We start from the raw sequence: 16456 nt of genomic DNA on the forward strand, positions 1-16456 counted from the left end.
CTGCGAGCATGGGCACGCGCGGCAACTCGGGGTTCGGCGCCCCGGGAGCGGGGACGAGGGCCGCGGCCCGGTCGCGGCCCAGTGGGGTGATCACCCGGGGAACCACCAACGCGAACCGGTTGCGCCGGGTGGACCGGTGGCTGACCGACGTACACGCGCGGCTGCTGCGCGGCGCGGCCGATCCGCTGGTGGTCGACGTCGGCTACGGCGCGTCGCCGGTGACCACCGTCGAGCTGTTCCGGCGGTTGCGCACGGTCCGTCCCGACGTCGCGGTGGTCGGGTTCGAGATCGATCCGGAGCGGGTGGCCGCGGCGCTCCCCTACGCCGAGGACGCGCTGACCTTCGCCCGGGGCGGCTTCGAGGTGCCGCTGCCGGCGGGCCGCTCGGCGACCGCGATCCGGGCGTTCAACGTGCTCCGGCAGTACGACGAGGACGCGGTGCCCGCGGCCTGGGCCCGGATGTGCGCCCGCCTGGCCCCGGACGGGGTGCTCGTGGAGGGCACGTGCGACGAGTTGGGCCGGCGCGCGGTGTGGCTGGGCATCGGGGCCGACGCGCGGCCGCGCACGGTCACCTTCGCCACCCGGTTGGCCGGCCTCGAGCGTCCGTCCGAACTGGCCGAGCGACTACCCAAGGCGCTGATCCACCGCAACGTGCCGGGCGAACCGGTGCACACCTTCCTGACCGCGTTCGACCGGGCCTGGGACCTGCACGCGCCGCTGGCCGCGTTCGGCGCCCGGCAGCGCTGGCTGGCGGCGACCGCGACGCTGGCCCGGGACTGGCCGGTGTGCGACCGGCCGGCGCGCCGGCGGCAGGGCGAGCTGACCGTGGCGTGGTCGGCGGTGGCCCCGCGCGGGTCGGCCGCGTCGGCCGGCCGGACCGACGGAATTCGGTGACTCGTGTCCGATCCGGAACAGCACATGAAATCTTGAACACACCACGTTCACTTGACCGTGGCCGGACCCGGCGTGTCGTCCGCAAATGGATATATTCGCCCGTTCCGATAAGTGGACGATCGTGAATTCTCCTCTGCCCATCGTCGCCGGAACATGTAAGGATCCGACGCTGAGCCGGCCTTTGGGAACTGCCGTCCCGGAAGCACCGGTTCCGTTTCGAATCGACGTCGCCGGCCGGCATCGACACGCACGTCGCAGGAGAGCATTCGAGTTCCGAAAGGGCGAAAGCATGGTGAAACTCGGGGGCCGAAAAGGTCTGCGAACCCGGGCTGTGACCACCTGCGGCGCGGCGCTGTTGTGCGCGGCCCTGTTCGGCGGCAACGCGTGGGCGGACCCGGGCATACCGCCCGTGCCGCCGGCCGGTACCACCGCGATCACGTCGGTGCAGGATCTGCTCGCCGCGCAGGCCCGGGTGCAGGAGCTGTACCGCCAGGCCGAGCAGGCCACCGAGCGGTTCAACGCCACCACCGAACAACTGGCCCGCACCCAGGTCAAGGTCAACGACGTGAACGCGGGCGTGGTGTGGGCCCGGCAGAACGTCGAGAAGGCCCGCGACGACCTCGGCCGGCTGGCCCGGTTGCAGTACACCACCCGCGGCCTGGACCCACTGCTCACCCTGATGCTGACCTCGGACCCGCAGGGCTTCCTGCGCGACGCGCCGGCGTACGAGCACATCTCGCAGACGCAGTTGGACACCATCAACCGGGCCAAGCAGGCCGAACTCCAGCTCACCGCGATGCAGAAGAGCGCGGACACCCAGCTCGCCGAGAGCCGTCGGCTGGAGCAGGAGGCGGCCGGCAGCCGGACCGACATCCAGACCCGGATCGCCGAGGCCGAGAAGATACTGGCCGGCCTCACCCCCGAACAGCTCAGCGAACTGGCCCGGATGGAGGCGCTGTCCGCGGAGGCCGGCCAGGCCCAGCTGAACACGCTGATCGGCAAGCCGGACCAGCAGACCACGCCCAAGGCCGCGCTGGCCATCGCGTTCGCGATCGACAAGATCGGCAAGCCCTACATCTGGGGCGGCGTGGGCCCGGACGGCTACGACTGCTCCGGTCTGACCTCGAAGGCGTGGGCGTTCGCGGGAGTGCCGATCCGCCGCACCTCGCAGGAGCAGTGGGCGTCGCTGCCGCGCGTGCCGCTCGCCGACATGCGCCCGGGCGACCTGATCGTCTACTTCTCCGACGCGAGCCACATCGCCATGTACCTGGGCAACGGCAAGATGGTGCACGCGCCCCGACCGGGCCGCGCGATCACCGTGGCCAACGCCGGCTCGATGCCGATCCTCGGCGTGGTGCGTCCCGACGCCGGCGCCGGCACGGTGAACGCCCCGGCCATCCCGCACGTCCCGGCTCCGCCGACCACGCCCACGGCGCCGCCGATCACGCCGCCGGTGACGACACCCCCGGTCACGACACCGCCGGTCACGACACCGCCCGTGACCACCCCGCCGGTGACCACCCCGCCGCCGAGCACCGAACCGCCCACGACGCCGCCGAGTTCACAGCCGCCCACGTCGACGCCGCCCTCGACCGGCGCGCCGAGCAACTCCGCGTCGGGCAGCCCGTCCGGGAGCACCTCGGCCGTCCCGAGCGGCGGCTGAGCACCTCGACAACGCGTGTGGGCCGGACCCCGGGGTCCGGCCCACACCCGTGTCCGGGTCTACAGCGCGGCGACCGCCCGCTCGAACGCGACGTACGCGCGCGCCTCGAACAGCACGAAGCGCACCTCGTCGAGGGCGGACGGCGTCGCGTGCACGGTCTCGACCGCGATCCGCGCCGCGTCGTCCATCGGCCAGCCGTAGGCGCCCGCGGAGATCGCCGGGAACGCCGCCGAGGTCGCGCCGAGCTCGTCCGCCACCCGCAGCGCCTCGCGGTAGCAGGACGCGAGCAACGCGGACCGGTCGTCGGTGTGGCTGTACACCGGCCCCACCGTGTGCACGACCCACCGCGCCGGCAGGCGCCCCGCGGTGGTGGCCACCGCGGCGCCGGTCTTCAGGCCCTTGCCGAGCCTTGCCGCGCGCAGCGCCCGGCACTCGGCCAGGATCTCCGGACCACCCTTGCGGTGAATGGCCCCGTCGACACCGCCACCGCCCATCAGGGACGAGTTCGCCGCGTTCACGATCGCGTCCACGTGTTGTTCGGTGATGTCGCCGCGAACGAGCGTTGTCCGTGTCATGCGCCCAGCCTGCCGGCCCCGACCGTGGCGCTCCCACTCCCTCAGCCGGCACAGTGGCCGGATGTCCGTGGCCCGAGGAGAAGGGGACCTACCCGCGGAACTGCTCGATCGTGTGGACGCACTGTGCGAGTGGCTGACCGCGGTACGCACCCGCGCACACGGCGATCTGGGCAGCCGGGTGTCTCCGTCCCAGTTGCGGGCCCTGCTCGTGATCGCCGGTCACGACGGCATCAATCTGAACATGCTGGCCGCCCGGTTGCGGGCCATCCCGTCCTCGGCGAGCCGCCTGTGCGACCGTCTGGAGAACGCCGGCCTGCTGGTGCGCGGGCTGAGCCCGGCCGACCGCCGGGAGGTGGTGCTGCGACTGGCGCCCGACGGGGTCAGGTTCGTGGAGGAACTGCGATCGGCTCGACGACAGGCCCTGGCCAAGGTCTTGATACATCTGGAGGCGGACGAGTTGGACTCGCTCGTGCGATCCCTCGTGGTACTGCGCGACGCGGCGCAACGGGCCACCGACCGGACCTAGCTTCGGCCGAACCCGCGCGTCGTGCGGTTACCCGCTCACACCCCGCCGCGCTATCGTCCTTTTTCGATTGCCGAACGACAACGATTCGTACGGCGACATCAATCCCGGAGGTGGTGGCGTGCGCCCCGCGTACGGCGGCGACGGCAAAGCGGTCGAACGCACCGACTACCGCTCGGTACCGATGCCCGCCCCCGCGGCATCGGGTCCGGTCGCCCACGCCGCGCACCCGCTGCGCGTCCTGCTCATCGAGGACGACGCGGGCGACGCCTTCCTGGTGGAGGAGTTGCTCGCCGACTCCCCGGACCCGATGGAGATCGTCTGGGCCCGGTCGATGGCCGAGGCCGTGGTCAAGCTCGGCGAGGACATCGGCTGCGTCCTGCTGGACCTGGGACTGCCCGACGCCGAGGGGCTGAACGGTCTGCACCGCCTGCTGCTGTTCGCGCCGCGGACCGCGGTGATCGTGCTCACCGGCCTGTCCGACGCGCATCGCGGTTCGGCCGCGGTCGCCGCCGGCGCCCAGGACTACCTGGTCAAGCAGGAGATCGACGGCTCGTTGTTGTCCCGGGCCATCCGCTACGCCCTGGAGCGCAAGCGGGCCGACGAGTCGCAGCGCCGGCTGGTGGAGTCGGAGTTGCGCGCGCAGGAGAACGCGCGGCTGGAACGCGGGCTGCTGCCCGCGCCGATCCTGCGCGACCCGACGTTGGACTTCCGCGCGCGCTATCGCCCCGGCCGCCAGCGGGCGCTGCTGGGCGGAGACCTGTACGACGCGGTGCAGACCGCCGACGGGCGCGTACATGTGATGATCGGCGACGTCTGCGGGCACGGGCCGGACGAGGCCGCGCTCGGGGTCAACCTGCGGATCGCCTGGCGCTCGCTGATCTTCGCCGGGCTCACCGGCGGCGAATTGCTCACCACGCTGGAGCGGATCTTCGAACACGAGCGACGCTCGGACGAGATGTTCGCCACGTTGTGCATGACCATCATCGAGCCCGATCGTCGACGCGGCCAGGTCTACCTCGCGGGCCATCCGGCGCCGCTGCTGCTCACGCCCAAGGGCGTCGCGCCGCTGTCCGAGGGGGCGACCGGCCCGGCGCTGGGCCTGTTCCCGGACGGGCGCTGGGGCCACGAGTCGATGGAGCTGGGCACGGACTGGTCGCTCCTGCTCTACACCGACGGACTGATCGAGGGCCGGATCGGCCCGGGCCCGGAACGACTGGGCACCGAGGGCCTGTTGCCCCTGATCGGGCGGCTCCTCGCGGCCGGGCGCTCGGGGTACGACCTGATCGATTCCGCCGTGGCCGCGGTGGAGGACCTGCACGGGGGCAGTCTCAACGACGACGTGGCGGTGTTGCTGCTGCGGCACGACCCCGATCGCCCGTTGCACGGCGTGCAGGGGGGACATCCGGTGCTGCCGGGCCAGACGACGGGCGAGGACGACAAGGCGTGACTCGAGAGCGGGAGCGGGAGCGGCGGAGCGGGCCACGCATGCGCCAGGTCGTCGGGCTGGGCCTGGGCCTGCTCGCGCTGGTGATCGTGATCTCCGCGGTGGTCGGCGCGTTGGCGATATCGCGCCTGAACGACTCGCGGCACACCGTCCTGGACCGCCTGGAACCGGCCGCCAACGCCGCTCTGCGGCTGGAGACCGCGCTGATCGACCAGGAGACCGGCGTGCGCGGCTGGATCATCGGCGGCGACGCGAGCCTGCGCGAGCCGTACACCCAGGGCCGGACCGAGGAGAACCGGGCGTACGCGGACCTGGAGCGGCTGTTGCCGAAGTCGGCCGAGGGCGACCGGCTGCGCGCCGACCTGGCCGAGGTGAGCACCCGGGCGCGGGAGTGGCGCGTGGGCTACGCGGAACCGGCGCTCGCCGACCGGGCGGCCACCATCGGCGGCTCGCTGCCCGATCAGGGCAAGCGACTGTTCGACGCGGTGCGTGCGGCGACGGCTGCCCAGCAGGCCGACCTCGGCGACGAGCGGGCGCGGGCGCGGGCGGAACTCTCCCGCGACGCCGGCACGTTGACCGCGACGCTGATCGCGGTGGCCGCGCTGTTCGCCGGGCTGGTGCTGCTGGTCGCGCTGGTGTTCCGCCGGATGGTCACCCGCCCGCTGGAGCATCTGGGCGAACAGGTCCGCAAGGTCACCGAGGGCCACTACAACCAGGTGCTGTCCGGCCGGGGGCCGGCCGAGATCACCGCTCTCGCCTACGACGTGAACTCGATGCGCGAGCGGATCGTGGAGGAGTTGCACAGCACCGAGGCGGCCCGGGCGCTGATCGACGAGCAGGCCGAGGATCTGCGCCGCTCGAACGCCGAGTTGGAGCAGTTCGCCTACGTCGCCTCGCACGACCTGCAGGAGCCGCTGCGCAAGGTGGCCAGCTTCTGCCAACTCCTGGAGAAGCGGTACAAGGGCCAACTGGACGAGCGGGCCGACCAGTACATCGCGTTCGCGGTGGACGGCGCCAAGCGCATGCAGACGCTGATCAACGACCTGCTCGCGTTCTCCCGGGTGGGCCGGCTGGACACCGAGCGGGGCGATGTGGACCTGCGCGAGTGCCTGGACCACGCGCTGCACGCGCTGGCCACCGCGCGCGAGGAGAGCGGCGCGAGCATCACCGCCGACCCGCTGCCCACGGTGCCGGGCGACGGGCTGCTGCTGGGTCAACTGGTGCAGAACCTGCTCGGCAACGCGATCAAGTTCCACGCCGAGGAGGTGCCGCGCGTGCACCTGGGCGCGCGCTGGGACGGCGAGCAGTGGGAGTTCTCCTGCGTCGACAACGGCATCGGGATCGAGCCGCAGTACGCGGACCGGATCTTCGTGATCTTCCAGCGGCTGCACCCGAAGGACGCCTACGGTGGCACGGGTATCGGGCTGGCCCTGTGCAAGAAGATCGTGGAGTACCACGGCGGCCGGATCTGGCTGGACGCCGAGGGCACCGGCGGCACCACGATCCGCTGGACCCTGCCGGGACCGCCGCCGGCCGCCCTGCCGGAGCCGCGCGAGTCCGAGCCGGATCCGGAGCGATCGGAACCGATCACCCCCGAGCCGCAGTCCCAGGGACCGGCCGACGAAGCGGTAAGAGGGAGCAACGCATGACCTACCCCGTCGAGGGAGCCATCGAGGTCCTGTTGGTCGAGGACGACCCGGGCGACGTGCTGATGACGCGCGAGGCGTTCGCGGACAACAAGGTGCGCAACACGCTGCACGTGGTCAGCGACGGCGTCGAGGCGGTGGCGTTCCTGCGCCGCGAGGGCGAGTACACCGACGCGCCGCGTCCGGACCTGATCCTGTTGGACCTCAACCTGCCGCGCAAGGACGGCCGGGAGGTGCTCGAGGAGATCAAGGCGGACGAGGATCTGCGGCGGATCCCGGTGGTCGTACTGACCACGTCCGAGGCCGAGGAGGACGTGCTGCGCAGCTACCACCTGCACGCGAACGCCTATGTCACCAAACCGGTGGACTTCGAGCAGTTCATCAGCGTCGTGCGGCACATCGACGAGTTCTTCGTCTCGGTGGTCAAGTTGCCCGCGCGCTGAACGCGGCCCGGCGGTTCGGGCGCGGCGGTTCGGGCGCGGCGGTTCACCAGGGGCGGCCCGGCCCCATGTTGCGACCGCCGCCCCGACCGCCGGCGACCTCCTTGAGCGCGGGCCGCACGTCGACGAGGTAGACGATCGCCGCGACCAGGCCCGCGAGCATCAGGAGCAGACCCAGGCCGATCGGCAGCACGTCGACCACGACCGCGATGCCGAGCAGGATCAGCCAGAAGGACTTCTTCTTCTTGTCCGCCGCGCGGTAGGCGTCCTCGCGCCGGAAGGCGGCGTCGAACAGGCAGAACACCTTGAGCAGCAGGATGCCGAGGAACAGCCAGGTCAGCGCCTGGTCGAACTTGGCCGTCAGCAGACCATCGGCCATGGCCAGCTCCATCGATCCTCCTCTGCGCGGCCGCCGCGTGCCGCCACGTGGTGCGGGGATTCCAGTCTGGCATGCCCGATGCCGCCTCGGGGGTTGCCGAGGCGGCATCGGGTCCGTCGGTGTGCGCGGGCCGAGGATCAGGCCTTGGTGTCACCGGTCGGCTTGGAGCCGGAGTCGCCGACCTTGCCGGCCGCCTGCTCGACCGCGTCGGCCGCCGCGTCGGCGGCCTTGGCGGCGGCGGTCGCCGCGGACTTCGCCTGCGCCTTGGCGTTCGCCGCGCCACGCCGTGCCGCGGTCGTGGTGGCCTTCGCCTTGCTCTCGGTGGTGCTCACGGCCGCCTTGGCCCGCTTGGTGCTCTCCTGCCGGTCGACCCGCTTGACCAACTTCTCGCCGCGCGCGGCGAGGTCCTCGTAGAGCTCCTTGGCCTTGTCCACCTGGGACTTGGCGAAGGTCTGGGTGCGGTCGGGCAGCGTCTGCAGACGCTCGCGCAGCACCTTGGGGTCGGTGGTGACCTCGGCCCGGAAGCGCTCGGGCAACTCGCGCAGCTTCTCCACCACCAGGTCGCCGGCACCGGCCACGGCGTACAGCGGGGTGGTGTCGGTCAGGGTCTTCTTCAGTTCCGTGGCGATTGCCATGGTGTTCCTCACTTCTCGGGATCGAGGTGGTCGGTTACGGCCCGGCCGGCCCTGCCGTTCTCGGTTCCGTCGGCGGCGCCCCGTTCGTCCCGCACGGCGCCGTCCTGCGCGTTCTCCTTGCGGAATGCCTCGTAGATCTCGATGAGGACCCGCTTCTGGCGGTCGTTGATCGCCGGATCCGCCATGATCGCGGTGCGCACCTCACGGTCACCCTCCTCGCGCTCGTCGAGGATGCCCGCCTGCACGTAGAGCGTTTCCGCCGAGATGCGGAGCGCCTTGGCGATCTGTTGCAGGATCTCCGCGCTCGGCCGCCGCAGACCGCGCTCGATCTGGCTCAGATAGGGGTTCGAGACCCCGGCCGCCTCGGCGAGTTGCCGAAGCGAGTATTGCGCGTTGCGGCGTTGCTCCCGGATGTACTCACCCAGCGAGCCGACGTTCAGACCTGCCATGGCTCCAGCATGCACAGATCGTGCTTGCTATTGCAAGCACAGTGCTAGCAACCGTATGCGGAGTCGATCGTGCCGCTTGTCCGGACCCGGGGTGGTCATCGGCCCGACAGCAGGTCCTCCACCTTCGCCTCGCCCTCGCGGTAGCGGCGGGTGATCTCGGCGGCGCAGTCGTCGGCGGTGCGCTGGAGGCGGTGCCGGCGCGAGGACACCTCCTGCTCGTGCGCGCCGAGCTTGTCCAGCGCCTCGCCCAGTTCCGCGTCGCTGTGCGCGGCCAGGTCGGACAGGCCCACGTCGGCCAGCAGTTGCTCGATCCAGCTCCGGTAGCGATCGGTGCGCGGCGGCTGGACGTTGACGTGCCGCGCGCCCCGGGTGGGCGGTCTGGACTCGGACAGGATCTCGGGCAGCCGGCCCACCACCGGCGATTCGGGCTCGGCGCCGTCCTGGCCGGATCGCCGGGCCAGTTCGGCGCGCAGGATGTCGATCCGCCCTTGCAGCAGTCTCCGCAGATAGGACAGATCGTTCTCCTCGCGCTGGGCGTCACGCATGAGTTCGCGAACCCGACTCAGCGTGAGTGCGCGGATGGCCTCCGGGGCCACTCCGTCGGGAAGATCCACCATGAGACGCATCGTGTCATGTCGGGCAGACCGCCGCGTGCCACATGGCTCGGAATCGGTCCGGACGGGTGTGCAGAATGGGCCCATGCGTGCCGTCCTGCAGGTCGTGACCGAAGCATCCGTGACCGTCGAAGGGGAGGTCGTCGGCTCGATCGTGGGCCCCGGCCTGTGCGTCCTGGTCGGCGTGACGCACACCGACACTCCCGAGATCGCCCGCCGACTGGCCGCGAAGTTGTGGAGCCTGCGCGTCCTGGACGGTGAGAAGTCCTGCTCGGACCTGTCCGCGCCGCTGCTGGTGATCTCCCAGTTCACGCTGTACGGCGATGCCCGCAAGGGCCGTCGACCGACCTGGAACGAGGCCGCGCCGGGCCCGGTCGCCGAACCCCTGGTGGCCGAGGTCGTCGCGGCACTGCGCGCGCTGGGCGCGGAGGTGGCCACCGGAGTGTTCGGCGCCGACATGAAGGTCGCGCTCGTCAACGACGGCCCGATGACCCTCGTCGTGGACATGTGACCGGCGCGCGCGACCCCCACGGGTGAGCCGGCCCGCGCCCCGACGATTCCCGTTCCCGGGGGTTCTCCCCATGTTCGCGGGCCCCGCGGGGAAGGAGAATGGGCGTCGGGTACACCGACCGAAAGGGGTTGGACCATGTCGCACCGCGGGCCGTACATCGCGGCCGGGATCGTCGTCGCCATCGTCGCGCTGATCGTGCTGCCGTCGTGGATCGCCTGGACCATCGTGGCGGTCGCGATCGGCCTGCCGGTCGTCGCCTACTTCACCCTGGACCGCTCGCAGCGGCGGCGCCTGCACCGCATCCGCCGCCGCGAGATCCGCTAGCCGAGGAAGGGCCCGTGCCCGGGCCGACGAGGACTACGCGGGGACCACGACCTCCTGGGTGGCCGGCACGCCGCCGGCCAGGAGTTCCGCGTCCACCGCGGTGTTGCGCTTGATCAGCGCCAGCGCGATCGGGCCGAGTTCGTGGTGGCGCACCGCACTGGTGACGAAGCCGACCTGCCGGCCGGCGAGTTCGACCGGCGCGCCGTGCGCGGGCAGCGCCTCCGGCGTGCCGTCCAGGTGCAGGAAGACCAGCCGGCGCGGCGGGCGGCCCAGGTTGTGCACGCGTGCGACGGTCTCCTGGCCCCGGTAGCAGCCCTTGTCCAGGTGCACGGCGGTGTCGATCAGACCCAGCTCGTGCACGATCGTGCGGTGGTCGGTCTCCTGGCCCAGCCGGGGCCGGTGGGCCGCGATCCGCAGCGCCTCGTACGCCCACATGCCCGCCGGGTGCGCGTGCTCGCGGCCGTACCGCTCCAGGCGCTCGCGCGGCAGGAACAGCTCGCGTCCGTGATCGGTGACGCGCACCAGCACGTCCTCGGGCGTGTCGCCGGGGTCGCCCGCCTCGTGCACGATCGCGAAGTCGGCGGACACGTCCGCGACCTCGACCCGCAGCATGAAGCGCATCCGGTCCAGGAACTCGACCAGCGCCGGCGCCTCGCCGGGCTCCAGGTGGGCCCAGAACGCCTCGCCGTCGTCCACGCCGTACAGCGCGTGCTCGATGTGCCCGTGCGGGCTCAGCACGAGCGTCAGCGTCGCCTCGTGCGGCTTCAGGTCGCTCAGGTGTTGCGTGGTCAGCGAGTGCAGCCAGCTCAGCCGGTCCGGACCGCTGACCTTGATCACGTCGTGGTGGGAGAGGTCGACGAAGCCCTCGCCGGCCTCCAGCCGACGTTGTTCGCGCAGGGGATCGCCGTAGTGCGCGGCGACGCCGGCGTCGGGGGCTTCCGCGGCGACCGCGCCGGGCAGGGACAACAAGGGGCTCGTGGGCATGTCCCCACAGTACGAGACCGGCGCGGCGGACCTCAGGGAACCCTGGCCGCGGTGCACTCGGCACAGCGGCCGAAGATCGCGAAGTGCGCGAGATCGATGTCGAATCCGTGCTCGGCCCGCAGTTGCTCGCCCATCGCCGCGGCCACCTCGGTGCCCACCTCGATCACCCGACGGCAGTCCCGGCAGACCAGGTGCAGATGGCCGCCGACGTCGGCCGGGTGGTAGGTGGGCGCGCCGTGCCCGAGGTGGGTGTGGGTGACCAGGTCGAGTTGTTCGAGCAGTTCCAGGGTGCGGTAGACGGTCGAGATGTTGATCCCGCCGGCCGTCTTGTGCACCTCGACCAGGATCTCGTCCGGCGTCGCGTGGCCCAGGGTGTTCACCGCTTCGAGGACGAGTTGGCGCTGCGGCGTGAGCCGGTAGCCCTTCTCCCGAAGTTCGTGCTTCCAGTCAGTGCTCACGCGGGGAAGTTTACGAGGGCCGGCCGGTCCCCGGGCCACTCGGCGCGGTCGCGTCCGGTGCGGCGCCGTGCGACCGGCGCTATTCGGCCGCGAGGTCGGCGTCGACCCGCTTGAGCTGGGCGGAGACGTGGGCCTGGAGCGGGTGCCCCATGGCGGCCATGTCGTACGCGTACATCAACTCGCCCTTGACCAGGCCGTACAGCCGGTGGCCCGCGGTGTACTCCTTCGCGTCCTCGGTGCGCGCGACCACGTCGGTGCGCATCTCCAGGCGCGGGCCGTCCACCTTGCCGAGCCAGATCTCCACGATGCCGGTGGGGTGCGCGAGGGTCACGTCGACCGAACCGTCCAGCTTCGAACGCCAGAAGCCGGTCTCGGTCGCCAGCGGGCGCACCCGCTCACCCTCGTCGTCGAGCAGCCAGGTGCGCGAGGTGTAGGTGAGGAACGGCTTGTTCGCGATGTAGCCGAAGGTGACCTGCTGACCGAAGCGGAACGCCTCGATGGTCGGGTAGTCGCCGACGCCGGCGCCTTCCCAGGTGCCGAGCAGGAACGCGAGCGGGACGGCGTCGAAGTGCAGGTCGTCCGGGATTTCGATCATGGTGGGGCGGCCGCTTCCGGGGTCGGGTACGGCGGGTCAGCCTACCGGTCCCGCGCTCAGTTCTGGCCCTTGTACAGCTTGGACACGGTCAGCGCGGCGAACCACGCGACGAGGACGCCGACCACGGCCAGCAGCGCAATGAAGAAGTAGTGCATCGCCCGGGTGCTCCTGGTGCTCTGTACGGAGTGGGCCAGGTCGACCTGGCCGGGTGCCAAACGGCCTCAGTGTATAGGCTGCGGGCCGTGAAGCGATCTCTCGTGGTCAAGGTCACCGCAGGTCAGGACGCGCCGGAACGCTGCTCCCAGGCGTTCACGGTGGCGTCCGTGGCGCTCGCGTCGGGCGTCGACGTATCGCTGTGGCTCACCGGCGAGTCGTCCTGGTTCGCCCTGCCCGGGCGCGCGGCCGAGTTCGAACTCCCGCACGCCGCACCGCTGCCGGACCTGCTCGACGCGCTGATCGCGGGCGGCCGGGTGACCCTGTGCACGCAGTGCGCGGCACGCCGCGAGATCACCGGCGACGACGTGTTGCCGGGGATCCGGATCGCGGGCGCGCAAGTGTTCGTCCAGGAGGCGCTCGCCGACGGCGCCCAGGCGTTGGTGTACTGACCGATCGGCCGCGCGGGCGGTCAGTGGCTGATCCCGGAGATGTTCAGGCCGATCACGCCGAGCAGGACCAGGCCGATCGAGATCAGTTTGAGCGGCGACGCGCCCTCGTTCAGGAGCCAGATGCCCACGAGCGCGGTGCCCGCCGCGCCGATCCCGGTCCACACCGCGTACGCGGGGCCGACCTCCAGGGTCTTGAGCGCGTAGGTGAGCAGCCCGAAGCTGCCCAGCGCGCACGCGGCGAAGCCGACGGTGGGCCACAACCGGGTGAATCCGTGGCTCTGCTTGAGCATGATGGCGAATCCGGTCTCCAGGACTCCCGCGATGATCACGATCACCCATGCCACGTGTGCCTCCCGGCGTCGCGCCCTGCTTCCGGTGCCCCGCCCCGAAAGATCCACCCGAGGCGGATCCCCCGAAGATACGGAAACCTTTCTGCCCCGGCGACGCGGGGCACACACCAAACAGCCCCGCCCCTCCCCCGAGCACGTGGGGAGGGGCGGGGCCGTCTTGCCGCCGATCGGTTGCGGGTTCCGTGGGTGTACGTCCGAAGGAGACCCGCCCCGGTCGGGGTCAGACCGCGATCTCGACCTCGGCGACGGTGCCCTTCTCGGACACCACGACGCTGCGGTCCACGGTCGCGCCGGGCACCAGTGCCCGCACGGTCCAGTTGCCCGGGGCCGCGAAGAACCGGAACTGGCCGGTCGCGGAGGTGGGCACCTCGGCGGTGAAGTCGCCACCCGCGTCGAGCAGGCGCACGTAACCGTTGATCGGCTGCCCGCCCTTGGTCACCGCCCCCTGAATGATGGTTTCCTTCGCCACGTCAACTCCTGCCAGATCCGGGCCGCCGGCCTTCGCACCGCACATCGTTCTTGCTCCCTGAAGTCGGGTTGGTCGGGTAGCCGTCGGTCACTTGCCGTCGCCGAGCTCGATCGGCACACCGACCAGCGCGCCGTACTCGGTCCACGAACCGTCGTAGTTGCGGACGTTGCCCTGCTCCAGCAGCTCGTGCAGGACGAACCACGTGTGCGCCGAGCGCTCGCCGATGCGGCAGTAGGCGATGGTGTCCTTCGCCAGGTCCACGCCCTCGCCCTCGTACAGCGCGGTGAGCTCCTCGTTGGTCTTGAAGGTGCCGTCGTCGTTGGCGGCCTTCGACCAGGGGATGTTCTTCGCGGTGGGCACGTGGCCGGCCTTCTGCGACTGCTCCTGCGGCAGGTGCGCCGGGGCGAGCAGCTTGCCGGAGAACTCGTCGGGCGAGCGCACGTCGACCAGGTTCAGCGTGCCGATCGCGGCGAGCACGTCGTCGCGCCAGGCGCGGATCGACTTGTCCTGCTCCTTGGCCACGTAGTTCGTCGCGGCGCGCTCGGGCACCTCGACGACCAGCTCGCGCGAGTCGAGCTCCCACTTCTTGCGACCGCCGTCGAGCAGCTTGACGTCGCCGTGGCCGTAGAGCTTGAAGTACCAGTAGGCGTAGGACGCGAACCAGTTGTTGTTGCCGCCGTAGAGCACGACGGTGTCGTCGTTGGAGATGCCCTTGGCGGACAGCAGCGCGGAGAAGCCGGCCTCGTCGACGAAGTCGCGCTTGACCGGGTCCTGGAGGTCGTCGCGCCAGTCGATGCGCACCGCACCGCGGATGTGGTTCTTGACGTAGGCGCTGGTGTCCTCGTCGACCTCGACGAGAACGACCTTCGGGTCGTCCAGGCGGGCCTGGACCCAGTCGGCGTCTACCAGAACGTCGGAGCGGCTCATGGGGATACCTCCGGTGCAGAAGTGCGCGGGATTGCCGCGGGTGTGGGGCTACGCGGTCTCGGGGTACACCCGGGCGTGCCGCGGCGCCGCGGCAGGCGGGGTGTGGGTGTGTGCGTGGTTGCCACGCGGGGCCGGGTGCCCGTGCCACCGCGTCGTCACACGGTTCGGGTCCCGGGTCCGACGGTCGGTCGCGATCCGCCTCGGGCGCATCGCCGATCGACGACTGTCGGCAAGTCAGTCAGCGCAACACAGGCAGGTCTGCGTGCGGCACAGGTCCACTGCGCGCCGCTTGGTGAGGTCGTCCGCCTGTCGCTTCACACCATCGATCGTAGGGAGGGTGGGCCACTCGTGTCATGCACGGCCCAAGATGTGAGACAAAATTGTCCGCCCACTGAGATGGGCGGACAATTGGCACCGATTTGTCATGGTTGGGCGGGCGGGATCTCCAGCAGTTCCGCGCCGTCGCCGACGGTTTTGACGGCGAACCGGGTGATCTCCCCGACCGGAATGCTGGTCGCGCCCCGGATCGGGTCGCCGGGGCCGTAGTCGCCGTTCGGAACCACCCATGAGGACGCCGTCTCCACCCGCCCCCGGGTGCCGTAGACGTCGAGTTGACAGCGGGTGCCGGGCCGGATGCCGGACAGCGACAGGTCCACGCTGCTGCCCCACGCGGTGGCGGCGTAGCGCAGTTCGGCGCCCATGCCCGAGCGCGGGTCGCCGCCGCGGGCGATCCGAAGGCCCGGCAACCCGGGCGGCGTCGCGGTGCCCGCCGGCCCGGCCGTCGCGGACGGGCGCCCCGGGGGCGCGGTCGTCGGCGGTGCCCCGGCCGTGTCGCCGGTGTCCGAGGAGTCGCCGAGGGCCCAACCGGTGAACCCCGCGAGGATCATCAACACGGCCGCCGCGGCGGCCACCGCATGGCGCGACCGGCGGCGCCGATCCGCCTGCCGGGCCGCGGCGGACAACACGCGTGCGGGCACGGTGCCGTGCGCGGCCGCGCCACTGGCCTCCGCCTCGGCCGCGGTCAGCCGGGCGAGCAGGGTGGGCAGGCCCGCGAGTTCCTCGTACTCGGCCCGGCAGCGCGGGCACGTGGCCACGTGTTGCCGGACCCGGGCGGACTCGTCCTCGTCGAGGGCGCCGACCACGAACGCGCCGAGGTCCAGGCGGGCCACCGCGCAGCCCAGCCGGGCGGGTGGGCCCGCCGGCTTCGGCGGATGCGCGTCGGGAGCGGCGCCGTTCGCCGCCGCGTTCTCGTCCCCGGTGTCCGTCACGGGACCAACCCCCTTTCCTCCAAGGCCACGCGCAGCGCTCGCAGCGCGTAGTACGTCCGTGATTTGACCGTGCCCTCGGGTACCCCCAGGGCCTTGGCCGCGTCGGCCACCGAACTGCCCCGGTAATAGGTCTCCAGCAACACCGCGCGGTGCTCGGGGCTCAGCGCGGCCATCGCGTCGGCGACGTCCCACGCGAGTACGGCCCGGTCGAACTCGGCCTCGGCACCCTCGTCCGCCACCGTCGCCAGCGCCGCGTCGCCGGTCTCGGGCGGGCGGGCCTTGCGGGCCCGGCCGACGTCGATCACCACGTTGCGGGCCACCGTGCACAGCCAGCCCCGGACCGAGCCGCGGGCGGGGTCCAGCGCCTCGGGGTGGCGCCACGCGCGCAGCAGCGTCTCCTGGACCACGTCCTCGGCCCAGGGCCGATCGCCGCCGGTCAGCCGCAGCGCGAAACCCAGCAGCGGGCCGCCGTGTTCGAGGTAGAGCGTGCGGATGACCGCCTCGTCGGCGGTGGATATTCGAGACGCCGAGTGCAGCGGGTCTGCGCCGGGGCGGTCGTCCCCGCGAGCGGGGCGGGCCAAAAAGGCCCGAGCCGCCGCCGGGTCCGCCTGCGCGTCGGCGCCGAGCAGTTCCGAACGATGCGTCACACCCGCCATACGGGCGGGCGGGTCCGGCGGTTCATCCCGGCTCCCGGGACGGGA

General features: G+C 71.6%; 24 protein-coding genes. 9 read left to right on the top strand and 15 right to left on the bottom strand.

What is annotated here, in order from left to right; all coding sequences use genetic code 11:
- Window positions 1-8: 8 nt before the first annotated feature.
- Window positions 9-893, top strand: coding sequence for a class I SAM-dependent methyltransferase (locus tag ACWCPW_RS42960; protein ID WP_449767063.1), 885 nt, complete (start codon window positions 9-11; stop codon window positions 891-893).
- 331 nt (window positions 894-1224) lie between these two features.
- Window positions 1225-2556, top strand: coding sequence for an NlpC/P60 family protein (locus ACWCPW_RS42965; protein ID WP_449767064.1), 1332 nt, complete (start codon window positions 1225-1227; stop codon window positions 2554-2556).
- Between the two features lie 59 nt (window positions 2557-2615).
- Here ACWCPW_RS42965 and ACWCPW_RS42970 read toward each other — a convergent pair whose 3' ends face one another.
- Entirely contained in the window at window positions 2616-3131 is a 516-nt protein-coding gene (locus ACWCPW_RS42970; RefSeq protein WP_449767065.1) for an O-acetyl-ADP-ribose deacetylase, read from the bottom strand.
- Between the two features lie 61 nt (window positions 3132-3192).
- Between ACWCPW_RS42970 and ACWCPW_RS42975 the strand changes: the two genes are divergently transcribed.
- From ACWCPW_RS42975 to ACWCPW_RS42990, 4 genes are all read left to right on the top strand, one after another.
- Complete coding sequence (locus tag ACWCPW_RS42975) at window positions 3193-3657, top strand: MarR family winged helix-turn-helix transcriptional regulator (protein ID WP_449767066.1); 465 nt, start codon at window positions 3193-3195, stop codon at window positions 3655-3657.
- A 118-nt stretch (window positions 3658-3775) separates the two neighbouring features.
- Window positions 3776-5104 carry a PP2C family protein-serine/threonine phosphatase gene (locus ACWCPW_RS42980; RefSeq protein WP_449767067.1) on the top strand — a complete coding sequence of 443 codons (1329 nt, stop codon included), beginning with the start codon at window positions 3776-3778 and terminating at the stop codon, window positions 5102-5104.
- Window positions 5105-5142: 38 nt separating this feature from the next.
- A complete protein-coding gene (locus ACWCPW_RS42985) occupies window positions 5143-6750 on the top strand; it encodes a sensor histidine kinase (protein WP_449767068.1) in 1608 nt (535 codons plus the stop codon).
- Window positions 6747-7190: a response regulator gene (locus ACWCPW_RS42990; RefSeq protein WP_449767069.1), complete on the top strand. Its 444-nt coding sequence runs from the start codon at window positions 6747-6749 to the stop codon at window positions 7188-7190. Before ACWCPW_RS42985 ends, ACWCPW_RS42990 begins: the two co-directional genes overlap by 4 nt.
- 43 nt (window positions 7191-7233) lie before the next feature.
- Here ACWCPW_RS42990 and ACWCPW_RS42995 read toward each other — a convergent pair whose 3' ends face one another.
- The 4 genes from ACWCPW_RS42995 to ACWCPW_RS43010 form a co-directional block, all read right to left on the bottom strand.
- Window positions 7234-7554, bottom strand: coding sequence for a DUF2516 family protein (locus ACWCPW_RS42995; protein WP_449767114.1), 321 nt, complete (start codon window positions 7552-7554; stop codon window positions 7234-7236).
- Between the two features lie 149 nt (window positions 7555-7703).
- The gene (locus ACWCPW_RS43000) at window positions 7704-8201 is read right to left on the bottom strand and encodes a hypothetical protein (protein ID WP_449767070.1); all 498 of its coding nucleotides are present in this window, start codon (window positions 8199-8201) and stop codon (window positions 7704-7706) included.
- 8 nt (window positions 8202-8209) lie between these two features.
- On the bottom strand, window positions 8210-8650 hold the full coding sequence (locus tag ACWCPW_RS43005; RefSeq protein WP_449767071.1) for a helix-turn-helix domain-containing protein: 441 nt from the start codon (window positions 8648-8650) through the stop codon (window positions 8210-8212).
- A gap of 95 nt (window positions 8651-8745) precedes the next feature.
- Complete coding sequence (locus ACWCPW_RS43010; protein ID WP_449767072.1) at window positions 8746-9267, bottom strand: RsiG family protein; 522 nt, start codon at window positions 9265-9267, stop codon at window positions 8746-8748.
- Window positions 9268-9349: 82 nt separating this feature from the next.
- On the opposite strand from ACWCPW_RS43010, the gene dtd reads away from it, so the two are divergent.
- Both dtd and ACWCPW_RS43020 read left to right on the top strand, forming a co-directional pair.
- A complete protein-coding gene (dtd, locus tag ACWCPW_RS43015; protein ID WP_020552251.1) occupies window positions 9350-9775 on the top strand; it encodes a D-aminoacyl-tRNA deacylase in 426 nt (141 codons plus the stop codon).
- A 135-nt stretch (window positions 9776-9910) separates the two neighbouring features.
- Window positions 9911-10099, top strand: a complete 189-nt coding sequence (locus ACWCPW_RS43020; protein ID WP_406297921.1) for a hypothetical protein — start codon at window positions 9911-9913, stop codon at window positions 10097-10099.
- 33 nt (window positions 10100-10132) lie between these two features.
- Here ACWCPW_RS43020 and ygfZ read toward each other — a convergent pair whose 3' ends face one another.
- The 4 genes from ygfZ to ACWCPW_RS43040 form a co-directional block, all read right to left on the bottom strand.
- Window positions 10133-11083 carry a CAF17-like 4Fe-4S cluster assembly/insertion protein YgfZ gene (ygfZ, locus tag ACWCPW_RS43025; RefSeq protein WP_449767073.1) on the bottom strand — a complete coding sequence of 317 codons (951 nt, stop codon included), beginning with the start codon at window positions 11081-11083 and terminating at the stop codon, window positions 10133-10135.
- 32 nt (window positions 11084-11115) lie between these two features.
- Window positions 11116-11541 (bottom strand): Fur family transcriptional regulator, encoded by a 426-nt coding sequence (locus tag ACWCPW_RS43030; RefSeq protein WP_406297919.1) that lies wholly within the window; start codon window positions 11539-11541, stop codon window positions 11116-11118.
- A 79-nt stretch (window positions 11542-11620) separates the two neighbouring features.
- Window positions 11621-12136, bottom strand: a complete 516-nt coding sequence (locus ACWCPW_RS43035; RefSeq protein ID WP_355534005.1) for an FABP family protein — start codon at window positions 12134-12136, stop codon at window positions 11621-11623.
- A 56-nt stretch (window positions 12137-12192) separates the two neighbouring features.
- A complete protein-coding gene (locus tag ACWCPW_RS43040; protein ID WP_449767074.1) occupies window positions 12193-12351 on the bottom strand; it encodes a hypothetical protein in 159 nt (52 codons plus the stop codon).
- 27 nt (window positions 12352-12378) lie between these two features.
- Between ACWCPW_RS43040 and ACWCPW_RS43045 the strand changes: the two genes are divergently transcribed.
- Window positions 12379-12741: a DsrE family protein gene (locus ACWCPW_RS43045; protein ID WP_360319300.1), complete on the top strand. Its 363-nt coding sequence runs from the start codon at window positions 12379-12381 to the stop codon at window positions 12739-12741.
- Between the two features lie 20 nt (window positions 12742-12761).
- On the opposite strand, the gene ACWCPW_RS43050 is transcribed toward ACWCPW_RS43045, so the two are convergent.
- From ACWCPW_RS43050 to ACWCPW_RS43075, 6 genes are all read right to left on the bottom strand, one after another.
- Complete coding sequence (locus ACWCPW_RS43050; RefSeq protein WP_449767075.1) at window positions 12762-13085, bottom strand: DMT family transporter; 324 nt, start codon at window positions 13083-13085, stop codon at window positions 12762-12764.
- A gap of 226 nt (window positions 13086-13311) precedes the next feature.
- Entirely contained in the window at window positions 13312-13605 is a 294-nt protein-coding gene (locus ACWCPW_RS43055) for a DUF1416 domain-containing protein (protein WP_020552259.1), read from the bottom strand.
- Between the two features lie 42 nt (window positions 13606-13647).
- Window positions 13648-14487 carry a sulfurtransferase gene (locus ACWCPW_RS43060; RefSeq protein ID WP_449767076.1) on the bottom strand — a complete coding sequence of 280 codons (840 nt, stop codon included), beginning with the start codon at window positions 14485-14487 and terminating at the stop codon, window positions 13648-13650.
- Window positions 14488-14721: 234 nt separating this feature from the next.
- Complete coding sequence (locus tag ACWCPW_RS43065; RefSeq protein ID WP_360319360.1) at window positions 14722-14805, bottom strand: putative leader peptide; 84 nt, start codon at window positions 14803-14805, stop codon at window positions 14722-14724.
- A 104-nt stretch (window positions 14806-14909) separates the two neighbouring features.
- A complete protein-coding gene (locus ACWCPW_RS43070; RefSeq protein WP_449767077.1) occupies window positions 14910-15755 on the bottom strand; it encodes an anti-sigma factor family protein in 846 nt (281 codons plus the stop codon).
- Entirely contained in the window at window positions 15752-16402 is a 651-nt protein-coding gene (locus ACWCPW_RS43075; protein WP_449767078.1) for a sigma-70 family RNA polymerase sigma factor, read from the bottom strand. The genes ACWCPW_RS43070 and ACWCPW_RS43075 overlap by 4 nt, the downstream gene beginning before the upstream one ends.
- Window positions 16403-16456: the final 54 nt, after the last annotated feature.

Source organism: Embleya sp. NPDC001921, assembly GCF_053594475.1.